Below are 21,373 nucleotides of genomic sequence, written 5' to 3'. Positions count from 1 at the left end.
TTTTCTAAACCATCCCCGCTGAGCCACCTAAGAGCCATTGTTATGCATTAATTTCAAGCGGTTGAGAAAAAGAACCGGTGACTGAAATTTCGGAACCTTTCTTGCAAGACCGTGTCATAATTCTCAGGGGTTATGTGACAAGCGAAACTGCATAATCTCGATATGTACCGCATCATGGCAGCCCGTGCGGAGAGATGTGCGGTTCGCCCAACGGCACGATAACCCATATCCATACCTCCTTTCACGCCCCGAGTCCCTCTCGGGGCTTTTTTTTTCTGCTCGCTGCTGGTAAACTGCCACCTTTGAACTGCCAATACTGTTGATCAAAGAGAAGCGGTGCGTGGTTGCCGCCCATAGAGATCAGACATCGGGATTCCGCTGGGCTGAAAAGAGAGATCTATGGGCCAGTCCCGCGGGCCGCGGGATTCGGGCTTGCCGTCGCCCTGACTTAACTCAGGCAAAAGCCCACAACGCCCGTTCAGGGCTCACTTCTCAAATCAACGGCATTGTCACTGAAATGCCCGCCATCGTGGTTACGGGAGATTCCCCGATTCAATTTTCGGTTCGATTCGCTCTCCCCGGGGAGGCGGGAACCCTCGAATTCGAGACAATTAATACCAACGTGCGTTTCATTAAGTCAGACCGGGGGCATGCCTCCGGCCGGGACCAGGTTGATTCTGAAAAGGCACATTTACAAACTGCAAGGAGGAACCAATGAAACTGACCGGTAAGGCGGCGGTGGTGACCGGCAGCAGCCGAGGGGTAGGGCGGAGTGTTGCTCTGGCGTTTGCCAGAGAAGGTGCGGATGTTCTCGTCAATTACTCGGCGAGTGAGGGACCGGCGGAACAACTCGTGAAAGAGATCCAGTCCCTCGGAAGAAAGTCCGTGGCTTGCCGAGCCGACGTGGCTTCCAAGGCCGACGTGGAAGCTATGATGGCAATGGCTAAAGACACCTTTGGCCGTTTGGACATCCTCGTGAACAACGCAGGTTTTACGCGGCCCGCTATGCTTCACAAAATGACTGAAGACGAATGGGACGCTGTTGTCGACGCGCACCTCAAGGGGACTTTCTTGTGTGTGCAGGCAGCCTTCCGGCACTTCAAGGAACAGAATTACGGGAAGGTAATTAACATTAGTTCGGTAGCCGGGCTGGTAGGCACCGTAGGTCAGGTGAACTACTCCGCGGCAAAAGGGGGGATCATAAGCCTCACCAAAAGCTTTGCCCGAGAACTGGCCCGATATAACGTCTGCGCGAATGTCATCTCCCTGGGAATAGTCGAAACCGATATGACGGAAAAGATTCGTTCGGACGAAAAGCTCAAGGAAATATATATGAATCGCATCCTGTTGAAGAGGTTCGCAAAATCCGACGACATCACTCCCGCGTTCGTATTCTTAGCTTCCAACGATTCAGACTACATAACGGGACAGGTTTTGCCGGTGGATGGAGGGTACGGCATGATATAACCCGCGGCTGAGGCCGGTCCGCCGATTCGAGCGCGTCGGCCGGATTGCGGGGCTCTGGGGCCGCGCTTGGTAGAGGAGCAGAAAGTATTGCGCCCGCCTCGCGGCGGAGCCCAATTTACCCGTGATGCTGAAGGCTTGAGAGGGCGGGTTGTCTCCTGTCCGGCAAGGAACGTGTCGTGAAATCGCGACGTAAAGGGCTCCTGGCGGGCAGAGCGGGGGGTGATCCCGGCAACGCGCGGGCGGGTACGGAGGTTGGTTCTTGGTCTGGAAATATAATTTTTTCAGCACATTAAAAAAACCTTGACTTGCCATGGCGCTTCTGTTAGAAATTAGCCACGTCAATAACTAACCGAATGGATTGGAAGATTAGTAGCAACCGGCGGTGCTCGTTGTTTCGGCAAGGAGTGCAGCCTGAACAGGGGCCTCATGCGGGCGCGAAAGGCGTGTGCGAGAGGGTTCCAAACGGCGGCTCAAGGGGTGTCGAGCAAAAAAATAGCTTGACATTCACTAGTTGATTTGATACCAGAAATACATTCCGGAATATAATCGGATCTCTATCCGGGAATGTTTTTTACGGGTCTCCCAAACATTTGTCGGGAGGAACTGTTGAAAGGAGGATTTAGGGTATGGTTAAACGTTTAATTCTTCTGAGCCTTATGGTTCTCGCGATGTGCGGCGCTAGCACGGTGATTTCACTTGCTGGCGGTCCTGCTGCTCCGGGCTATTGTCCGCCTGGACCTCCGGGACTCCCGCCGGTCTGTGGCCCGGCCGCTACTAGCTATTCCAGCGTGAAAGAGGTTATCACCCCGGTCCCCGCGCAGTTGAGAAGGGTCCGAGTGGTTGCTCCGTATCTGGCTGGCGTAGCGTGGCCGCGTACCCCGCTGGCATTCTATGGCAACCCCCAAACTTTCCCCAACCCCATCGCGCTAGGCCGTTATGAGTGGCTGGTGCCTGCAGTGGAGATCAAGAACGAGCATTTCGATACGTTCATGGATCCTTGCTGCAAAGACCACAAAGTGCCGCGCTGCGTGTACGTGAAGGCCAACTATGTGAAGATGAAACCGGTTTGCGGGCCCGTTCCCATGGCGCCCCCGCCCCCTATGCCTATGAAAGTTAAGAAGTAGAGGCTGTCACGAGATAGGTAGGGCTTAAGGAAGGAAAAACAGAGTTCCTCGATATAATGAGTTTGTCGAAAGGAGGATGAGGGTATGGTTAAAAAGATAGGAATTCTCGGATTCATCCTGGTCGTCGTGGCTGCGGCGGGCATGGTATGGGCCGAGACATATACGGGTGCAATTCCCGCTCCCCAGCCGACGCTGATGCCGGCGGCGGCCCCAGCCTGTGTGGGCGTTGGTTGTCCACCACCGGCGAAGATGAAAGCGCCCAAAGAAAAGAAACTTACCACGGCTATCCAGGTCAAGATGGAATATCCCCAACCGGCTCCGCCGCCCATGTATTGTGGTCCGGTAGGATGCCCTCCGGGTCCGCCCCCCATTCCTGTCGCGGTGCCCATGTGGAAGTTCATCGTGCCTTGGCCGCCCTTTGTTTACTATCTTCCTGTCGAATAAATAGGAAGGTGTGACTGAGTTATTAAAGCCCCCGACAGGGGGCTTTTTTATTCCCGGCGATGAGAAGGCTTTCACCTGGAGGCCGAACGACCAGTACACCGGCTGGGGGAAGCTTCGAGGGCATTGGTTTTATAACAGTTGCCAAAGCCAATGTCCGATAACGTGGTCCAGCCGAGTCTATTGCCGCAACCATCGGCGAGTTTTGCCCCATAGGCGCCAACTCAAGAGTCATATTTCCCCGTGTTCCGGAGGAACACATGGTGGTAGGCCGGCGATTTATCGCCGGTTACTCGGGCAAATCAGAAGGTTTTTCAGTCCCGGCAGGGACGGCTGATGGCCACGCTTTCCAGCCATTGGATCGGCCGTCCCTGCCGGGACTACGGGTCGTTTTCGTCCGCTTTCCCGGCTATGAAGAAACTGTCTCAGAACTGAGGATTTCATCGGCCGGCCGGTAGGGGCGGTTCGGGAACCGCCCGAAATCAGGGCGCTTCTCGAAGCGCCCCTACCCGGAAATGTATCCATTTTGGGGTTTTGAGACAGTTCCTGAATCGCCCGGCCACTTTCGTCTCGTCCTTCCGAGACGTAAGAGATTAGGAACTAAAGTTAACGCCTATGGGGCTTTGCGCGCCAATGTGGTGGCAGTCGGATGGTGTCGAATCGATGGCTTTGAACAAGGCCCCGGATGTGATTCGGAAAAGAATTCAGACAACCGGTATAAGACCGGGCGCTATATTCTATCCGGCCGGGCCTCCAACGCGACCGTCCCCCGCCATCCTCGCCGGGCGAATCGCCCTTTGCGCAGGGCGTTGGTTGAAACACCAAAACTCCAAGAGAAGAGAACCGCGACAAAAAAGCTATGATCATCATTCCGGCAATTGACCTTAAAGACGGCAAATGTGTGCGCCTGCGCCAGGGCAAGATGGAGTTGTCAACCGTCTTCAACGAAGATCCCGCCGCGCAAGCGCGGCGCTGGGAAGAGCTGGGAGCGTCCAGGATACACGTGGTGGACCTCGATGGGTCGGTCGGTGGCAAACCGGCCAACCTCCGAACAGTCAAGCAAATCGCTGAAGCGGTGCGCGTTCCAATACAACTCGGAGGCGGAATCAGATCCGCGACTACGATCGCCATGTACTTGGACGCAGGGATTAGCTGCGTAATACTAGGCACCATAGCTGCAAAAGAACCGGAAACCGTAAAGGATCTCATCTCCAGGTTTCCGAATCAAGTTGCCATCGGCATTGACGCCCGTTCCGGGAAAGTCGCAGTGGAGGGATGGACCGAGTCCGCTGATGTCACGGCTGTTGAATTGGCTTTGCAGTATAAAGCTGTTCCACCCGTCGCTTTCATCTATACGGACATTGACAAAGACGGTATGATGCAAGGTCCAAACGCGGAGGCCACCGGAGAATTCGCTCGGAGCGTCGCGGCGCCGGTCATCCTTTCAGGCGGGATTTCCGGTTTAGATGATGTGGCTGCCGTCCTGCCTCTTGCAAAAGACGGGGTAATGGGCATAATTATCGGCAGAGCGCTGTACGAAGGGAAAGTCGATCTGAGAGAAGCTATCAGACTTGCGGAAGAAGCCAATGCTCGCTAAAAGAATTATTCCGTGCCTGGACGTCAAGGACGGCCGAGTCGTCAAAGGTGTTAATTTCGTGAATCTGCGCGATGCGGGAGATCCCGTGGAAAACGCCCGTTACTACGACGGAGAAGGCGCTGATGAACTTGTTTTTCTGGACATTACCGCTTCGCATCAAAAGCGCAAAATAATCCTGGACGTGGTGGCGCGGACCGCAGAGCAGGTCTTTATGCCGCTCACCGTGGGCGGCGGGATTCGTTCAACCGACGATATAAGGGAACTACTGAATGCCGGAGCGGACAAAGTTTCTCTGAACACGGCCGCGGTTCAGGATCCGGAGATTATTCGTAAATCTTCTTTCATGTTCGGCAGCCAGTGCATTGTGGTCGCTATTGACGGCAAGAAAACGGGCAAGACCCCGTCGGGTTACGAGATCTCCATACACGGCGGACGGACCATGACAGGTGTCGATTGTCTGGAATGGGCCAGGAAAGTCGAAGAACTTGGCGCGGGTGAAATCCTCTTGACCAGCATGGACGCGGACGGAACAAAGGACGGCTACGACATTCCGATGACGCGTGCGGTCACTGACATAGTTGGAATACCGGTTATCGCGTCCGGAGGGGCCGGCACCGCGGAACACCTGAAGGATGCCATAGTGAAGGCCAATGCGGACGCTGTTTTGGCTGCTTCCATATTCCATTACAGGGAGATTCCCATTCTCGAACTCAAACGCTACCTGCTTTCGGAGGGAATCCCTGTTAGGCTCCAAGATTGATCCCCAGGCTCCGGAGCGCTGCCCATCAGGTTGGGAGGAGCGCCAGGATTAGCGTTTCGCCGGCAACGTTTACGGTTTGGCGAATTCAATCCAGGTCGATCAGGCCCCAAATCCGACAACTTGTTTCAATGCCTGTAGATAGGTTCAAGACTGCACCCATTGCCACCCTATAAAAGACGTGTTTGAATTTCAGTGCGAAGACAACAGGTCACAGACATTTGCGGGCTTCGGGAGCCTTCAATGTGTCTTGGACGAACGATAGCCCATGGTTGATGAAACACTTGCAGAAATTGTAGCTGAGAGCCTGATTTCGCTGGAACTTCCCGGCGTATTGGAAGAGGTAGCGGCTCATGCCTTGTCCGCTCCGGGGAGAGAGGAAGTTCTGGCCGCGGTCCCGGAAGATGACGTGCAGGCGATACGGCACAGCCTGGACCTTGTGGCTGAATTGAAGGAAATCATCGGGATCCAGGGCACTTTGGGCTTGGGTACCCTGATTCCCATGGAAGGGATACTGTCAAGGCTGGATAATGCCGCCGCCATACTGGAGTCCGAGGAAATCCTAGCGGTAGCCGATCTGGCAGTCACCGCAGGCCTGGTTCGCAATCGGCTCCATGGGCTGGACGACCGATTCCGACTGCTCAAGATAAAGGGCGGGGAGATAATCGCCCTTGACCTATTGAAAACCCAGATCACGCGGGTCCTGGACGAGCACGGAATGGTTCGCTCTACTGCAAGTCCCAGGCTGATGGAAATCCACGAGCGGGCTCGGACCAATAGAGAGCGCATCAAAAAGAGACTGGAGGCGGTCGTAAGAGATCAGGACCTGGCCCGAATCGTCCAGGAAGATTACGTTACCATGCGGAACGACCGCTATGTAATTCTGTTGAGGCCGGAGTTCAAAGGGCTATTGGATGGAATAGTACACGACCATTCCAGGAGCGGCGCATCAGTTTACGTGGAGCCCTTCCGCGTGGTGGAACTCAATAATGAAGTTGCGGCCCTCATGGATGAGGAGCGAGACGAGATCAGGCGTATTTTCAGTGAGTTGACCGAGAACATCCGAGGAGTCCGAGATGCTGTCGAAGAGGATTACAGGCTCCTCACCTTTCTTGACGCGTTTCAGGCAAGGGCTCTATACGCGTCGGCTACATCCGCCATTCCCCCGGAGTTGGTGGAAAATGGTTTTCGCCTGGTTGGCGCCCGCCATCCGCTATTACTGGCTGCAGATCCCTCGAGCGTTGTCCCGATGGACGTAATACAGACTGATTTCACAACAGCGACGGTAATCAGCGGGGCAAACATGGGAGGTAAGACCGTTGCCCTCAAGATAGCGGGCTTGTTTCCCCTCATGGTTCGATGCGGCATCATGGTCCCCGCGCAGGAGGGGACGCAGGTTCAGCCGTTTGCGCGTATTGCGGCCGACATAGGTGAGGATCAGGATATCAGGACCCAGGTCTCATCGTTTTCCAGCCACATGTTAAAGATAAAGGCTATTCTGGACAGCGCGGGCCCCGAAGACCTGGTGCTGCTCGATGAACTCGGCGGCGCGACAGATCCGGAAGAGGGATCTGCCCTGGCTATGGCGATTCTCGATGAGTTAATCGCAAGGAGATGCAGAGTCGTAGTTACCACCCACCTGACCCTTCTGAAGGCCTACGCCCTGGGGAAGCAGAATGTGAAGAATGTCAGCGTGGAATTCCATCCGGTCACTCTTAAGCCTACTTTTCGATTGCTGTATGACTTGCCCGGCGAGTCGCATGCCATCGAAACCGCCGAGCGTATCGGACTTTCTCAAAAAGTGGTGAGTTCCGCGCGGGCATATTTGGACCGCGCAGGTGGTGGGAGTTCGAGCCTCGTAGAGAGCCTCCGGCGCAAGCTTTCGGAAGTTGAATTGCAGTCCGGGGAACTGCAGGAAAAGGAGCGGCGGCTGGAAGACCAATGGTTGGAAATCAGGTCCAAACGAGAAGAAATTATTGAGGATTTTCGCAAAGAAGCCCTGCAAACCATTCGTAAGGCAGAGAGAGACATCGCGGACCTTCAGCAATCATTGAAGAGTGGCCGCCTCAAAGGAGGACACAAACCCCGTGAGGTGATCGCGCAAATCAAGCAAGAGATCACTCAACAGCTGGGTACCCCGTTGGAAAAGCGCCCCCTTATGCCCGAAATCGGGGCCACGGTCAGAATCAAAAGCCTAAATCGGGAAGGGACGGTGCGAGCACTATCGGATAAAGACCGAGTCGAAGTGGCTGTGGGTGGATTGACGGTCAGGGCTGACGCTGAGGACCTCTTGATAGTGGACCGGGGCCCTGTGAAAAATAATTCTTCAAAAAAGAAGCAGATTGGGGTACATATCCCTCCTGCTTCCCCGCGATGGGAGACGAACGTCATCGGCCTGCGGGTGGACGAGGCCATTCCTATCGTGGAAAAAGCCCTTGATGAGGCGCTCCTGGGAGGATTGTCCTCTATAACGATAATTCATGGCAAAGGGACGGGGCGTCTGAAAAAAGGCCTGTGGGAGTATCTTTCCGGCCACCCCCTGGTAGGTGACCTCCGCGGCGGTGATGCCCGCAGTGGCGGGGAGGGGGTTACCATAGTGGAGTTGGTGACGGAGTAACAGGTGTATCGTTACGCGGGAAATCCCCCCGCCCCCCTTTACTAAGGGGGGTATAAGAGAGGCTTCCTCCCCCTTTTCTAAAGGGGGATTGAGGGGATTTTGGGCGGAACCCTCCACGGATCGAAAGAAGACCCTGCCGTCCACCCCGTGACTGAATGGTTACTGGGGCAGGCTTTCCAGCCTGCCATCATTGGCTTTTAAGAGAGATATTCGAGCGTAACGGGTTCTTATCCTTTGAACGCTCATCTGCATTAAACCCTGACCTCCGCTGGGATCGGAAACGAGTTATATGCGCATTTCCGAGTCAAAACTTGCCGAAGTGGCTGCGGCCGCGGATATCGTTCAGGTCATCTCCGACCATGTGGAGTTGAAGAAGGCCGGGAAGGATTACCGCGGACTCTGTCCTTTTCACGGTGACAAGGACCCGTCTTTTTACGTGTCGCCGCAAAAGGGGATTTTTTACTGCTTCGGCTGCGGTGTGGGGGGGAGCGTTTTCAACTTCATAATGAAGATGGAGAACACCTCCTTTGTCGAAGCGGTTCAGACAGTGGCGCGACGCTATGGGGTGCCGCTTCAACTGGAAGCAGGCGGCAGGCGGACCGGAGCCCAAAGAGCGCGCTTGATCAGGGCCCTGGAAGTATCCCACGATTATTTTGTCGATAAATTGAAGTTCAACCGCTCCGCTGCGGACTATCTCGCCGATCGAGGCCTTCCCCCCGAATGGATCGAACGGCTCGGGCTCGGGTACGCTCCTGACTCCTGGGAGGGACTTAGCGATCACCTTCGAAGGTCCGGGGTGGAACCTCAGGATGCGGTTGCAGCCGGAGTGCTCAGACCGCGTGCGGGTGGCGGCTATTACGACCACTTCAGATCCAGAATCATGATCCCGATCCGGGACCTAAACGGCCAGGTCGTAGCGTTCGGAGGCCGCATCTTCGGCGAAGGAGACCCAAAGTACCTTAACTCTCCGGACACTCCCCTTTTTCATAAGAAAGGCCTCCTTTACGGACTTGACTCGGCCAGGGAGGCTATACGCAGAGAAGGCCGCGTCATTATCGTTGAAGGGTATTTCGATCAGATTTCGCTAAGAATAAGAGGAATGGAAAACACCGTCGCTCCTCTCGGGACCGCGTTGGGACGCGAGCAAATCAGGCTCGTCAAGCGGTTCAGTGATGACGTGATAACCGTTTTCGACGCGGACGAAGCCGGCATCCGGGCCGTGAAGAGGTCAATCCCTCTATTTCTTGCCGAGGGTGTCGAGCCTCGCTGCCTGATCCTGAAACAGCACAAAGATCCTGACGAAGCGGTCAACAGCATGGGCACGGATGCTTTTCGGTCCCTGCTCGACACAAGCGTGTCAATGATAGACTTTCTGCTGGACGCTATCGAGGCTCAATACGATTTGAAAACCCTCCAGGGAAGAAATCTGGCTGTGGAAGAGTGTCTTCCTGTCCTGCGGGAGATTGCCGATTCCAAGGAGGGGGATTATCTTATAGAGAGGTTTTCTTTCAGGATCAGGGTAAGGGAAGACCGACTGCGCCGCATGCTCAGTTCCGGGGCCGGTGCGAGCCATGCAAATCGTGAGGACAGGTCAGAGTCAAAAAGGAGCCTATTCGACTTTCCGGCTGACGAAAGGAACGTTGTAAGGGGCATGTTGCTCAGGCAGGGCTTCATAGACAGAGTTACGGAAAGCGGTGTGCTAAAAGACTTGGAAGATAACGTCTTGAGCGCGCTTGCCCACGGAATGGTCAGATTTAGGGAGCAAATGGGCGGATTCGAACCTGTCGCGTTCTCCACTTCACTGGAGGACGAACGGCTGGCGTCTGTGGTGGCTGGCTGGCTGCGACCCAAACCCGAGGAGGATGACCTCAGACCGGAAGTGGACGGCGATTTGACCATAGATCACTCGTTGGACAGGATTCGCTTGAAGAAGCTGGAACGACGTAAGGCTGAAATTCAAGAAAGGATGAATCATTGCGCGCCCGGCGAGGAAGAGTACAACAACCTCGCACGGGAATTGTGGACCATCGGTAGACGCCTGCACAAATAGCGGCTTGCATTCAGCACAACTGACAGTGATCTGAAAGTCGGTGCTGTGGGCTTTTTTGTGTGTACGCGTGCCGGCGTGCTTTCAGCTTTAGAAGCCACTGGGATATTGGCGGCCGATTCGGAGACCGTTTTACGGCCCACCGACCCGGCGATGAACCGAACACTTAGAGAAGGAGACATCCTTTAATGGCCGAACCGAAAACAGGATCGGAACTCAAAGATCTCTTTGAGCTTGCCAAGAACAAGAAATATCTGACCTATGGAGAAGTCAACGAACATCTGCCGTCCAATGTGGTAGGCGAAACTGAAATAGACGAACTCCTCATGAAAATGATGACCGAATTCAATGTGGAGCTTGTCGCGTCCGAAAAGAAAATCCCTATCGCAGACAAGAAGGCACGCAAGCTCGAGGAAGACAAATCCGAGGAAGAAGAAGAAGAGGATCTGGCCGCAGACCCCGAGGCAGCAGTCCGAGGGAACGACCCGGTCAAAATGTACCTTCATGAAATGGGCTGCGTTTCTCTGCTCACCCGCGAGGGAGAAGTCGAGATCGCTAAGAGGATTGAACAGGGCGAGCAGCAGGTCTTCAGCGTTATTATCGGGTGCCCGGTGACCATCAAGGAAGTCCTTACTCTGGGTGACAAACTCCAGAAGGGAACGATCCGGCTCAAAGAGGTCATTCGCGGGTTTGAAGACGAAGAGATGCCGGATGGCGACGACACGACGCATGTCGAGAAAGTCCTCAAGCTTATCGACGAGATGAAAGAGTTCGACGCCCGGTACCAAGGGTTGCAAAGTCAGCGAAACGCCATGGGACCGGGTTCGGAGGCCACTGCCGTCGAGCAGCTTGACCTCGATCTGGTCGCGAGCAGGGAACAGGTTGTCACTTGCCTGAGGAACATAAATCTAAATGCGAACATGATTGACCACATAGCGGGCAAGTTGAAATTCCTCGTTCGAAAACTGGAGGCGGCCCAAGACGAGCTGCGCGGTGTTGAATACGAATTGAAGATGCCCGCGGACAAGGCACGGGAACAAATCAGGTTCCTCAAAGGGCTGGTGGATGAGAGAAAGCCGCTGAAGAAGCATACGAACTTCTCTCCCGCCAAGATTCTGGACCTGGACAAGAAGCTGGAGAACGGCGTTCGCAAGATCCAGAAGTTGCAAGCTGAAGCCGGAATGGACGAGGAGCATCTCAAGGTCGCGCTAAAATCCTGCCTGGAAGGTGAACGCATTGCCAGGAGAGCCAAGAGCGAACTGGTCCAAGCCAACTTGCGCCTCGTGGTGAGCATAGCTAAGAAATACACCAATCGCGGGCTTCAATTCCTGGACCTCATTCAAGAGGGCAACATAGGCCTGATGAAGGCGGTGGATAAGTTCGAGTACCAACGCGGTTACAAGTTCAGCACTTACGCCACCTGGTGGATTCGACAGGCCATCACCAGAGCCATTGCAGATCAGGCGCGAACCATTCGCATCCCGGTCCATATGATCGAGACAATAAATAAGCTGATTCGCACTTCGAGGTACCTGGTGCAAGAGTATGGCCGGGAACCCACTCCCGAGGAAATCGCGGAAAAGATGGAATTTCCCTTGGAAAAGGTGCGTAAGGTCTTAAAAATAGCCAAAGAGCCCATATCCCTCGAGACCCCGATCGGAGAGGAAGAGGACTCCCATCTGGGGGATTTTATCGAGGACAAAAAGATCCTTTCACCCTCCGACGCAGTGGTCGGCATGAGCCTTACGGAGCAGACGCGCAAAGTTCTTGCCACCTTGACGCCCCGCGAGGAGAAGGTCCTCCGCATGCGATTCGGAATCGGGGAGCGCGCGGATCATACTCTTGAGGAAGTCGGGCAAGACTTCGACGTGACTCGAGAGCGAATCCGGCAGATCGAGGCCAAAGCGCTCAAGAAGCTGAGACATCCGTCGCGGAGCAAGCGGCTGAGACCGTTCATCGAGGGCTGAGCGAGACGTAACTATTCAGTTAGGCAACGAATTGTCGGGTATCTGTCATTGCGAGGAGCGAAACGACGACGCAATCCCATCTTCGGTGGGACCGGCATCTTGCCGGTCACTCTAATAGACAGGCTGGAAGCCTGTCCCACCATGGAGATTGCATCGGCGACGGCACCCCAGCAATCGAAATTGATCCTTCCCGCAATTCACTTCCTTGACACCGCATTCCCATGGAAACGCCTCGAAGGCAACTGGCAAGATGCCGGCGCTACGGGCGTCTTCATAATTCGTTGTGGCGCTCGCCACCATGGAAGTTGGTATCAAGCGGGCACGGCACGCCGTGCCCCTACCAAACACCCCGCCGGCGAATTGAGTTGTAGGGGCACGGCGTGCCGTGCCCGAAGGGTGGGTGTCTTCAGCTAACGGTTGCACATAACCGCAATTCCCAACTAAGAGCGCTAAAATATTGGACCCGGAAAGCGACCTCAAACCCAGACTCCGCAACATTGAGCCCGTCCAACTGGCCGTGAATGGAAGGACCGTGGTCGGTCTGAAGGACCCCTTGCAGCTCAAGGACCAGGTGATATGCCTTCAGCCGGAAGCTTTGCCCATAGTTGCGATGATGGATGGAAGGCACTCGCTCAGGGACATTCAGGAGGAGTTGACACGGAGAACCGGCCGCCTTGTCTTTTTGGACGACATAAAAGCCGTTGTCAAAGTTCTGACGGAAGGGTTTCTATTGGAGGGCGAGGTCTTCCAGGAGGCTTTTGCCAGAAAGGTCGCTGAATATCGCTGCAAACCTTTTCGGCCCGCGTCTCATTCTGGAATGAGTTACAGTGCCGATGCTCAGGAACTGCAAGAGGAGCTTCGCGATTTTTTTGTCCGGGAGAACGGCCCTGGAATTCCTGATTTTTATTCGGATGCGAGGCGCCCGGTAGGGCTGATAGCCCCTCACATAGACATACGGGCAGGCGGAAGCTGTTTCGCCGCAGGTTACCACGCATTGGCGCAAGGCCAACCGTCAGATGTGTACGTGATTTTCGGCACCGGCCACGCGGGTCTGCAACAATGCTTCACCGCCACAACCCTCGACTTCCGGACGCCCCTCGGGACGGTGGAGACCGATCGGGAAATGATTCACGAGCTGTCCGAATTGATGGGCTGCGATGTAGCTGCCGAAGAGATCATGCACGCGACCGAGCACGTCATAGAATTCCAAGCCATCTTTCTTCAATACCTGTTCGCGGGCAGGCGGCCGTTCAAGATCGTGCCTTTCCTTTGTTCTTTTTCGCACCATTTGTTCGGTGATGACCGGGCTTTTTCCCGGGATCGTGAGATCGTGGAGCGGTTTTGCAGCGCGCTGAAGGAGGTTTGCCGCAGGAGTTCCAAATCAATCTGTTTCGTGGCCAGCGCAGACCTCGATCATATCGGCCCAAGGTATGGGGATCGGTTTGTTCCGCACCAGGGGACGGTTAGTAAGGCCCTGGAAAAGGACAGGAAGCTGATCCAAAGCCTGGAGCGCGTTGATCTGGACGCATTCATCAGGGGTGTGGCCGAGGAGAACGATGCAAGGCGCATCTGCGGCTTCCCGCCCATCACGACGATGCTGTCGTGCATGGAGGCATCTCAAGGGAAGCTGCTCGCCCTGGATCATGCCCTGGTGGACGACAAAAATTCCTTTGTCAGCTTCACATCAATGATCTTCCATTAGAATCTCCACGGAACTATACTGAGGCAGGCCAAATCCGGCTTCTGGAGTCTGGAAACAATGAAATACCGTCTTCAAATGCTTTTGGGGCCTCTATGACAGTTGCCCCAAAAGATGTCCGATAACATGCTCCAGTCGAATCTATTATCAGCAGCAGTCGGCGGGCACGGCCCGCCCTACGATTCGACGGGACGCGTTTCCCGTAGGGCGGGCTGTGCCCGCCGTAATGTGGTGGTTGGCATAGGTGGTGTGAAAACGATGACTTTGAATAGTGCCTCCGATGTGATTCAGACAAGAATTCCGGCAACCGGTAGGACCAAACGACCGGCCAAACCGTACGTGTCTTTGGATGATCATGGTAAGGGCACGGCATGCCGTGCCCTTACGCATACCGCGCCCGACAACGCTTCCCGTTGGAGCCCTAATTGGTGCTCCTTGTTGGTAATGGGACTGGTGTTGCTCCTTTCATTTCATTCGGTTTCTTTCTGCTCCGCGGATCAGCAAGTCGCTTCTATCGAGACGCAAGTCTTGCGCGTTTTTACGGTCAAGAATTCCGGATACTATCACAAACCCTGGAAGAGCCCTGATTTCGCCAACGTGAAAGGGAGCGCTTTCTTCTTCGAGGATGAAAAGATCTTCCCCGGCAAGAAAGGCCTTATTCTCACGAATGCCCACGCGGTCTCCATGGCCCAGAGCATCAAGGTTTCCAACGGCCGAGAAAAGAGACGCTATGACGTTAAACCTATTATTGTATGCGATTCGGCCGACTTCGCAGTCCTTCAAATGGATGAGAAAGAGTTGGAGACCTACGAAGATCACAATGGGAAGGTCGTCCCCTTGCAACTGGGTGACAGCGACATGCTGCGCATCGGTGACAAGGTCCTCGGATGGGGCTTTCCTCTTGGCGGAGAACGGTTGAGCAAGTCCGAACAAGGAGAAATCAGCCGGATCGAAGTCAGCCGCTACGTGTATTCCCAGGATCAATGGCTCATGGTGCAGGCCTCTCTGCAACAGAATCGAGGCAATTCGGGTGGACCGGTCCTCATGGACGGCAAAGCAGTGGGCATCGCGTTCCAAGGCATGCAGACCAGTGACCGAATCAATTACTTCATCCCTATCAACCTGGTTAAGCATCTTGTCCCTTTGCTGCCGGGGAACGCTGTCATTCCGCAGTGGGACTGGCTCATCCAGCATCTTTTCCCGGGGTTGAAGGACTATTACAGCCTGGACAAGGAGCAGGGAGGGGTCCTGCTGGCATATACCATACCGGGAGGCGGGCCGTACAAATTCGGCTTGCGAACCAACGACATCCTCGTGCAGATCGATGGGCATGAGATTGACAACTTTGGCGAGGTCTTCTTCAAACCATTGGGCCAGAACGTCTTCTTCGGGGAAATCCTTAACAGGAAGAGGGCAGGGGACCCGCTAACCTTGAAAATAATCAGAGAAGGAAAGGCCCAGGAGATCAGCGGCAATGTGCCGCACGGGCTCCCCAGGCTTGTCCCTCGGATCTTCACCAAGGCCAACTATTTCATCTACGGCGGAATCGGTTTTGTCGAGCTGACCCTGAATTGCATTGATAATCTCGGGAAATCAGGGGAGACTTTCCGCTCGCAATATGTAGACGAGTTTCCCAAGCTTCCTCACCAGAAAATAGTGATCGTTTCAGAGATCTTCCCTGAATATGGCCTCGTAGACACCGCTCCTTTCCTGAAAAGAGTGGAAAAGGTAGACGGGGAGGATGTGCTGAACATTGCCCACCTTTACAGCGCCATACAGTCGGCCGCGAAGCAAGGCAAAAAGCGCCTTCTACTACAGATTCGCACGGATGTTCAGTTGCCGGTCGATCTGGAAAAGGCCGCGGAACTGGATCGCCAGATCCAGGAAAAGTACGGCATCCTGTACATGAAGACCCCAGGAGACTTTACGGAGTAGGCTTCAAACATAACGACCTGTCAGTCTTGCTAGGGGTGAATTGTCTTTGTGGGGCAGGCTTTCCAGCCTGCCTGTCCCAAATGTCAATGATGGCAGGCTGGAAAGCCTTCCTCACGTTTTCAGGACGCTTGCCAAGAAGGGCTCCAGGAGTCTCCATTCTCATTTATCTAAACCATTTTCTAGATATTTAATATAACATCTATTTATTATTTGACAAATAGCTTCACAAATGATATAAATGTCCAAGGCATAAGGGTTCACCCGGAATCTGATGATGTTGGAGTCATTTCCAAACAATCGCGACAAAGTAAGGTGAGACTAGACATGAAACGCCGTGGCCATATATCCACTTTCATCTGTCTGCTGATAATCGCTTCCTCGCTGGCCGCCGTAGCCGTGGCCGGCGCACAGGAGTTCATTCAGCCTCCGTTTGTTCCGTCGCCTCCAGGGACTCCTACTCTCATGGCCGGGCGTTTCTATTTTCAAGCCGGCGTCAGGTACAGGAGCGTCGAATCCCTCAGGTTCGACGTATCCGGCGGGCCGCAGACACTCACATTCGCAGCCGGTACGCCTCTTTTCGGGCCTCTTACATCAGGAAATTTTGGTGTAGGGACAGGCAGAGAAGGTTTTACTGGAACAAACGGACCAGCCGGTGACCCGCTGCGGTGGCTTTATGACAACGGTTACCTTTCCGGCCCAGTGGATCCGGCCCCAGGCGTTCAAATTGGTTGTGCTGGCCCGCCGGCAGTCGCTGCATGTGGACCTGCCGACCAGGCCTGGACCTATATTACAGGCGGCATTCCCACGCCGGAACTCGGGCGGCAGACGTTCTTCGTCTCATCTGCAAATTGCTGTAACGGATTAATCGTCCCCGGCCATATCGGCAGCTTTTCCCTGAACGATGCGACCGTTCAGGTGGACAATCCGAACAGCATTGTGGGCACGACGCAGGTCACACTTCAAGTGATTTTGGACGACAGCTTGGCATTCCTTGTAAATACCACTCCGGATATCAACCGGCAAGCCGGACCAAAGCTCTGGAGCCCCACTTTTGAGGCAGGATATCAACTGTACAACTATTTTGACATATTCTACGGGTTTTCGTGGTTCAATGTGGACAACTCAGTTGGATTGTCTAATGTTATTCCGGGCCAAGTGAGTCGCACTCTCATTATAGACACGTTCCCATTCGTTTCGGACCATGATTCCGCATGGCCTGTAGGCAGTTTCTTTTCGTCGGACAACATTATAGGTGACACCCCGGCCCACATTTACCAAGTCACACCCAACAGCCCGTTGCGCGGCATATTCCCGAACCGTCAATTTTCCACGCAATTAGATGACTCGATTCCTGCCGAGAGTATTCAGGAAACCGTGAGCGCCAGAGCGGACATCAGTGTGTATGAGACCAGGATAGGCGGCAGAAGCTGGGTGCCGTTATACGGATTGGGCCGCATCGGGGTAACGTTAGGAACGGCGTTTATGCCCACTTATTACAAGCTTATCGAGAATCGGTCGTACACCGCCCTGGGCCCGAACCTACCACCAGGAACCCCGGTGTTCGCCATAAGCAATGAAATCAAGGACTGGCGCGCTCACTACGGCGCATTTGTGGGAAGCGACCTGGAATTGGGTTACGGCGCTGCGTACGTCAAGGGTTCCGTGGACTACATGTGGGCCAACGCCCTAACCTATCAACTCGACGCGGTCAATACCTCGTTTAATCCGGGCGGCATGACATTAGGGATCAACGGCGGAATCCATTTCTAACCGCCGGCAGAATTAAGCCGAAAAAAAAGAGGAGCGCCTCAATTGAGCGCTCCTTTTTCTTTTGTATCTCCCGTAGGATGCGGTGAATAAAGTGAACCGCATCGCTCGCGGCCTTTTCTCGACCGATGCGGTTCGCTTCGCTCACCACATCCTACGCGCCGTTTTCTTTTGCAAACCTACAGAATCTCACCGCAGAGAACGCAGAGAGCGCAGAGAATAGGTAGGGGCACGGCATGCCGTGCCCTTACAGGCCCATGACCTTAAGGAAACATTGCTTTTTTTGGCTAGGATTGGGTTGTTTTGTGTTGGGCAGGCTTTCCAGCCTGCCATTATTATTGGTATTTGGGACAGGCAGGCTGGAAAGCCTGCCCCACAAGAGAGTGACAAATGTTACCATTTGACTTTGATTCGGGCTTTGGTCAGGTCTTTTTTCTGGTACAAGAGAAATCCGTTGGTCAAGCCGAACAAGTACAGGTCTCGGGTGATCCTCACGTCCTCGCGGCAGTATTCCGCCAGAAGGTCCATTTTTCCTTCCTTGAACCACCGGGCAGCATCCAGGCCGTCCCCCTTTTTCTTGCTGTCGAGGGTGAATTTAGCAAGATGGTCGAGGCTCAGGCGATGCCCCAGCGCGGCCTCCACTTCCTGCAACATATCCAGGTTCGGCAGGGCCCTGAGGTTCTCGGACGAATACGCTCTGAGCACCTCGTAATCGAAGCGAATATGGTTGAATCCCACCACCAAGTCCGCGGCCCGGAGCACTGAAATGAGGCCTGCAACGTTGTCCTCGCTAAACGTCAGGAAGCCCTCATCGTCCGAATAAGTGACCCCAACCGACATACGCATCGCGGAAATGTTCTTCCAGCCTCCCACCTCGTGGGCCAACTTCTGGGTTTCCAGGTCGAAGACCACGATTCTTTTCTTGGGGCTTGCCAATTGTTCGCTCTCCGCCTCCGATCCCTCTGACTGATCCGGGCCCTGACTGGAATGGAGAGCCCTCACCCTGTCCCTCTCCCGGGGGGAGAGGGGACTGTTTTCATTTTTTCCCAAACCTGGTGACGTGTTTGGACCGGTGGGCCTATTGCGGGGAGCCGATGAACCAGACGTGGGGGCGGGTCCCTGCGCCCGCCCAGGGCAGGCACCGGGAAACTGTCTCAGGGTTGAGGGTTTTACCGGCCTGTCGGTAGGGGCGGTTCGTGAACCGCCCGAAATCAGGGCGCTTCTCGAAGCGCCCCTACCCGGAATTGTATCCTTTTTAGGGTTTTGAGACGGTTTCCCGGAGCCTACCTCTGTAGATGCGAATTCGGCATCATCGCCGGCGCTTGCTCCCTCTCGGGAATTGCTGGCTGCTATAACCTCGGTTTCGGTGAACGGTTTTCCTCCCGCGGCCCTGGCCAGATCCGGGAAAATTGCCTTGCTCGAAGACCGCTTGACCACCGGAACCGACCGCATCTTTTCCGGCTTCAGAAGGAATTCAAGTGTTGCCAGGCAGGCCTTCTTGTCCAACGGCTGATTGCCTGAGCCGCACTTGGGGGAATGAATGCAGGACGGGCATCCGTCTTCGCACGGGCACTTCTCGACAAGGAGTCGCGTCTTTTCCAGCAGCTCTTCGATTACGTCGAAAGCCCGGTGCGCGAGCCCCACTCCACCCGGATGTCCGTCGTAGATGAAGACCGCCGCACGGCAGACTTGTTCATGCTCGGGGGTGCTGATACCGCCAATGTCATCCCTGTCGCAAAGTGCGAAGAGTGGGAACATGGATATCGCCGCGTGCTCCATTGCGTGTATGCCGCCCATGAAGTGCAAGCCCATCTTCTTGATCGTTTCCTTTACCTGGTCGGGGATTTCTATCCAGATGCCCACGGTCTCGAAGTGCAACGGAGGCAGGTCAAGATCCACAGTGCCGATTTTCTCCTGGCCCGATGTTCGGCGTTTTTCGTACGCGACTATTCTTTCGGTAACCTTGAGCCTAGCCTCTCGAATGACAAATCCGGGGAATTCCTGTTGCCTGATTGGCGCGCCGAGTATTTTGGTATCCTTCTCGGCAAGCGCGCGCGTGTAGTACTGAAGCTTTGCCGCCCGAACCAGCACGTTTCGGCGTTCCAGGTCCAATTTTGTAACCAGGTAATGTTTCGCCCTGTGAAGATAGACCGCACCTTCGTGGCATTCCGTGAAAGCGCGTGCGCCGGAAGAGCTTCCGATCAGGGTTTTGCCGTCTTCGAGGAATATGGCATAAGAATCTCCGATGCTCCTCAGGTCCACTCCATAATGGGGCCGCCTGGAAACGGAGTGCCAGGAATCGTCCATCGCTGCTTTATAGAGCGACCCCGCTTCTTCCAGTTCTTCCAGAACCTGCTGAACTTCCGGTTGCTGAGCCCATTTCTCTTCGGGCGCTATGGGTCTCTCGGCCGCGGCGCAAGGGATGTGCCGCTTCAAGACCTCGCTGTTCAGAGGATCGAGGATCGCTTCTTCGCAGTTCCTCCCAAAGAAGTCCGAGGGATTCCTCAAGAAATATTGGTCGAGCGCGTCATTGCCCGCAATCAGGACAATAGCGCTGGGTCTTGCTCCTCGGCCGACCCTTCCTCCTCTTTGCCAGGTGTTTATGATTGTGCCGGGATATCCGACCAGCAGGCAAAGGTCCAGCCCTCCCACATCTATTCCCATTTCCAGGGCTGAAGTGGAGATCACACCGTCCATTTTCCCGGAAAAGAGTTTGGTTTCAATTTCGCGGCGCTCTTCTGGCAGGAAGCCCGCGCGATACGAGCTGATCCGGCCTCTCAAGTGCGGGGATTCCTGCATTACCCACGTGGTGATGAGTTCGGTGATTTTGCGTGCCCTGGTAAACACGATGGTTTTCAATCCCAAGGCGAGCGCTCGGGTAAAGAGTCGCGCAGTCACGGTGTACGGGCTCAGAATAGGGTTAACGAACAGAAAATGCCGCTCGGAAGATGGCGCGCCGGAACTATTGACGACCGCGACATCCTCGCCGATCAGCCTGGACACGAATTGTCCAGGGTTTGCCACCGTGGCCGAACAGGCCATGAAGCGTGGACGCGAGCCGTAGAATTCGCACACGCGGCGCACCCGCAGGATCACCTGCGATATGTGGCTGCCGAAAATACCTTTGTACGCGTGAACCTCGTCCAGGACCACGCAAGCAAGGTGGCCGAAGAACTGCTTCCAAGAATCGTGATAAGCCAGGAGCCCCAGGTGGAGCATGTCCGGGTTGGTAATAAGCACACGGGGAGGGTGGCTCTTGATCTTACGACGTTCCGAATCCGGGGTGTCCCCGTCGTACACCGCGGCGCTCAGGCCCGAGTCGCCGGCCAGGGAAATGAAAGCGTCTCTCTGATCTCTCTCTAACGCTTTCAACGGAAACAGAAAAAGCGCGGTAGCTTCGGGGTCCTTGATGAGGCGGTCTATGACAGGCGCTTGATATGCCAGGGTCTTGCCGCTGGCCGTATTGGTGGACAGGACAACGTTCTTGCCACTCAACGAAAGCCTGATGGCCTCGGCCTGATGCGAGTAGGGCGATGCTATCCCGAAAGACCTGATCAACTCCACCACTTGCGGGTGCAGCTCAGGAGGCAGTTGCCCGAATTCAGGTGGCTTCGCGGGCAGGACTTCGTGGTGGACCAGTTTCCACTCAAAGTTTTCGCGGCGGGCAAGCTGTTCCAGGAATGAGGCGAGCACCGTTCTATCCTGTCGTCATAGGCCGATTGATGCTATGTTGCGAGGCGGGTCGATAATATCCCCCGGTGTCCGGGGTGTCAACTATGGGTCGGCTCATGGCCTCAGGAAGATCGGACGATCTTCAATGTTTTGAAATCGAAGCCCGAAACAATTTCCCTTGGTGGGACAGTCCCGCCGCTGGCGGGATCGCCTGTCAATTTGAATGACCGGCAATCCCGCGTTCCGCGCGGGACGGTCCCACCAAAATCGAGATTGCTTCGTC

General features: G+C 54.9%; 12 protein-coding genes. 11 read left to right on the top strand and 1 reads right to left on the bottom strand.

Features of this window, described 5'->3' with window-relative positions:
* Positions 1-714 precede the first annotated feature (714 nt).
* The 11 genes from HY913_18515 to HY913_18465 all read left to right on the top strand — a co-directional run bounded on the left by HY913_18515 (position 715) and on the right by HY913_18465 (position 17,421).
* On the top strand, positions 715-1,467 hold the full coding sequence (locus tag HY913_18515) for a 3-oxoacyl-ACP reductase FabG (GenBank protein ID MBI4965276.1): 753 nt from the start codon (positions 715-717) through the stop codon (positions 1,465-1,467).
* Between the two features lie 626 nt (positions 1,468-2,093).
* Positions 2,094-2,591, top strand: coding sequence for a hypothetical protein (locus HY913_18510; protein ID MBI4965275.1), 498 nt, complete (start codon positions 2,094-2,096; stop codon positions 2,589-2,591).
* Positions 2,592-2,675: 84 nt separating this feature from the next.
* Positions 2,676-3,035: a hypothetical protein gene (locus HY913_18505; protein ID MBI4965274.1), complete on the top strand. Its 360-nt coding sequence runs from the start codon at positions 2,676-2,678 to the stop codon at positions 3,033-3,035.
* Between the two features lie 856 nt (positions 3,036-3,891).
* Positions 3,892-4,629 carry a 1-(5-phosphoribosyl)-5-[(5-phosphoribosylamino)methylideneamino]imidazole-4-carboxamide isomerase gene (hisA, locus tag HY913_18500; GenBank protein MBI4965273.1) on the top strand — a complete coding sequence of 246 codons (738 nt, stop codon included), beginning with the start codon at positions 3,892-3,894 and terminating at the stop codon, positions 4,627-4,629.
* Positions 4,619-5,389, top strand: a complete 771-nt coding sequence (hisF, locus tag HY913_18495) for an imidazole glycerol phosphate synthase subunit HisF (protein MBI4965272.1) — start codon at positions 4,619-4,621, stop codon at positions 5,387-5,389. Before hisA ends, hisF begins: the two co-directional genes overlap by 11 nt.
* Before the next feature lie 265 nt (positions 5,390-5,654).
* A complete protein-coding gene (locus tag HY913_18490) occupies positions 5,655-8,003 on the top strand; it encodes a Smr/MutS family protein (GenBank protein ID MBI4965271.1) in 2,349 nt (782 codons plus the stop codon).
* A 289-nt stretch (positions 8,004-8,292) separates the two neighbouring features.
* Positions 8,293-10,053 (top strand): DNA primase, encoded by a 1,761-nt coding sequence (locus HY913_18485; GenBank protein ID MBI4965270.1) that lies wholly within the window; start codon positions 8,293-8,295, stop codon positions 10,051-10,053.
* Positions 10,054-10,238: 185 nt separating this feature from the next.
* Entirely contained in the window at positions 10,239-12,017 is a 1,779-nt protein-coding gene (gene rpoD / locus HY913_18480; GenBank protein MBI4965269.1) for an RNA polymerase sigma factor RpoD, read from the top strand.
* Positions 12,018-12,474: 457 nt separating this feature from the next.
* Positions 12,475-13,719: an AmmeMemoRadiSam system protein B gene (gene amrB, locus HY913_18475; GenBank protein MBI4965268.1), complete on the top strand. Its 1,245-nt coding sequence runs from the start codon at positions 12,475-12,477 to the stop codon at positions 13,717-13,719.
* A 255-nt stretch (positions 13,720-13,974) separates the two neighbouring features.
* Positions 13,975-15,651: a trypsin-like peptidase domain-containing protein gene (locus tag HY913_18470; GenBank protein MBI4965267.1), complete on the top strand. Its 1,677-nt coding sequence runs from the start codon at positions 13,975-13,977 to the stop codon at positions 15,649-15,651.
* Between the two features lie 324 nt (positions 15,652-15,975).
* The gene (locus tag HY913_18465; GenBank protein ID MBI4965266.1) at positions 15,976-17,421 is read left to right on the top strand and encodes a hypothetical protein; all 1,446 of its coding nucleotides are present in this window, start codon (positions 15,976-15,978) and stop codon (positions 17,419-17,421) included.
* 390 nt (positions 17,422-17,811) lie between these two features.
* Here the strand turns inward: HY913_18465 and HY913_18460 are convergent, their stop codons facing one another.
* On the bottom strand, positions 17,812-21,111 hold the full coding sequence (locus HY913_18460) for a DEAD/DEAH box helicase (GenBank protein MBI4965265.1): 3,300 nt from the start codon (positions 21,109-21,111) through the stop codon (positions 17,812-17,814).
* Positions 21,112-21,373: the final 262 nt, after the last annotated feature.

The sequence above is a fragment of the Desulfomonile tiedjei genome, assembly GCA_016212925.1.
Classification (GTDB): Bacteria; Desulfobacterota; Desulfomonilia; order Desulfomonilales; family Desulfomonilaceae; genus JACRDF01.
Note: the sequence above shows the minus strand (reverse complement) of the source record. Positions and strands in the feature narration are given on the sequence as shown.

Excerpts from the sequence above, each read along its gene's own strand:
- HY913_18490 (MBI4965271.1), top strand. The coding sequence starts at position 5,655 with ATGGTTGATGAAACACTTGCAGAAATTGTAGCTGAGAGCCTGATTTCG.
- HY913_18470 (MBI4965267.1), top strand. The coding sequence starts at position 13,975 with ATGACTTTGAATAGTGCCTCCGATGTGATTCAGACAAGAATTCCGGCA.
- rpoD (MBI4965269.1), top strand. The coding sequence starts at position 10,239 with ATGGCCGAACCGAAAACAGGATCGGAACTCAAAGATCTCTTTGAGCTT.
- hisF (MBI4965272.1), top strand. The coding sequence starts at position 4,619 with ATGCTCGCTAAAAGAATTATTCCGTGCCTGGACGTCAAGGACGGCCGA.
- HY913_18515 (MBI4965276.1), top strand. The coding sequence starts at position 715 with ATGAAACTGACCGGTAAGGCGGCGGTGGTGACCGGCAGCAGCCGAGGG.
- hisA (MBI4965273.1), top strand. The coding sequence starts at position 3,892 with ATGATCATCATTCCGGCAATTGACCTTAAAGACGGCAAATGTGTGCGC.
- HY913_18465 (MBI4965266.1), top strand. The coding sequence starts at position 15,976 with ATGAAACGCCGTGGCCATATATCCACTTTCATCTGTCTGCTGATAATC.
- HY913_18505 (MBI4965274.1), top strand. The coding sequence starts at position 2,676 with ATGGTTAAAAAGATAGGAATTCTCGGATTCATCCTGGTCGTCGTGGCT.
- HY913_18510 (MBI4965275.1), top strand. The coding sequence starts at position 2,094 with ATGGTTAAACGTTTAATTCTTCTGAGCCTTATGGTTCTCGCGATGTGC.
- HY913_18485 (MBI4965270.1), top strand. The coding sequence starts at position 8,293 with ATGCGCATTTCCGAGTCAAAACTTGCCGAAGTGGCTGCGGCCGCGGAT.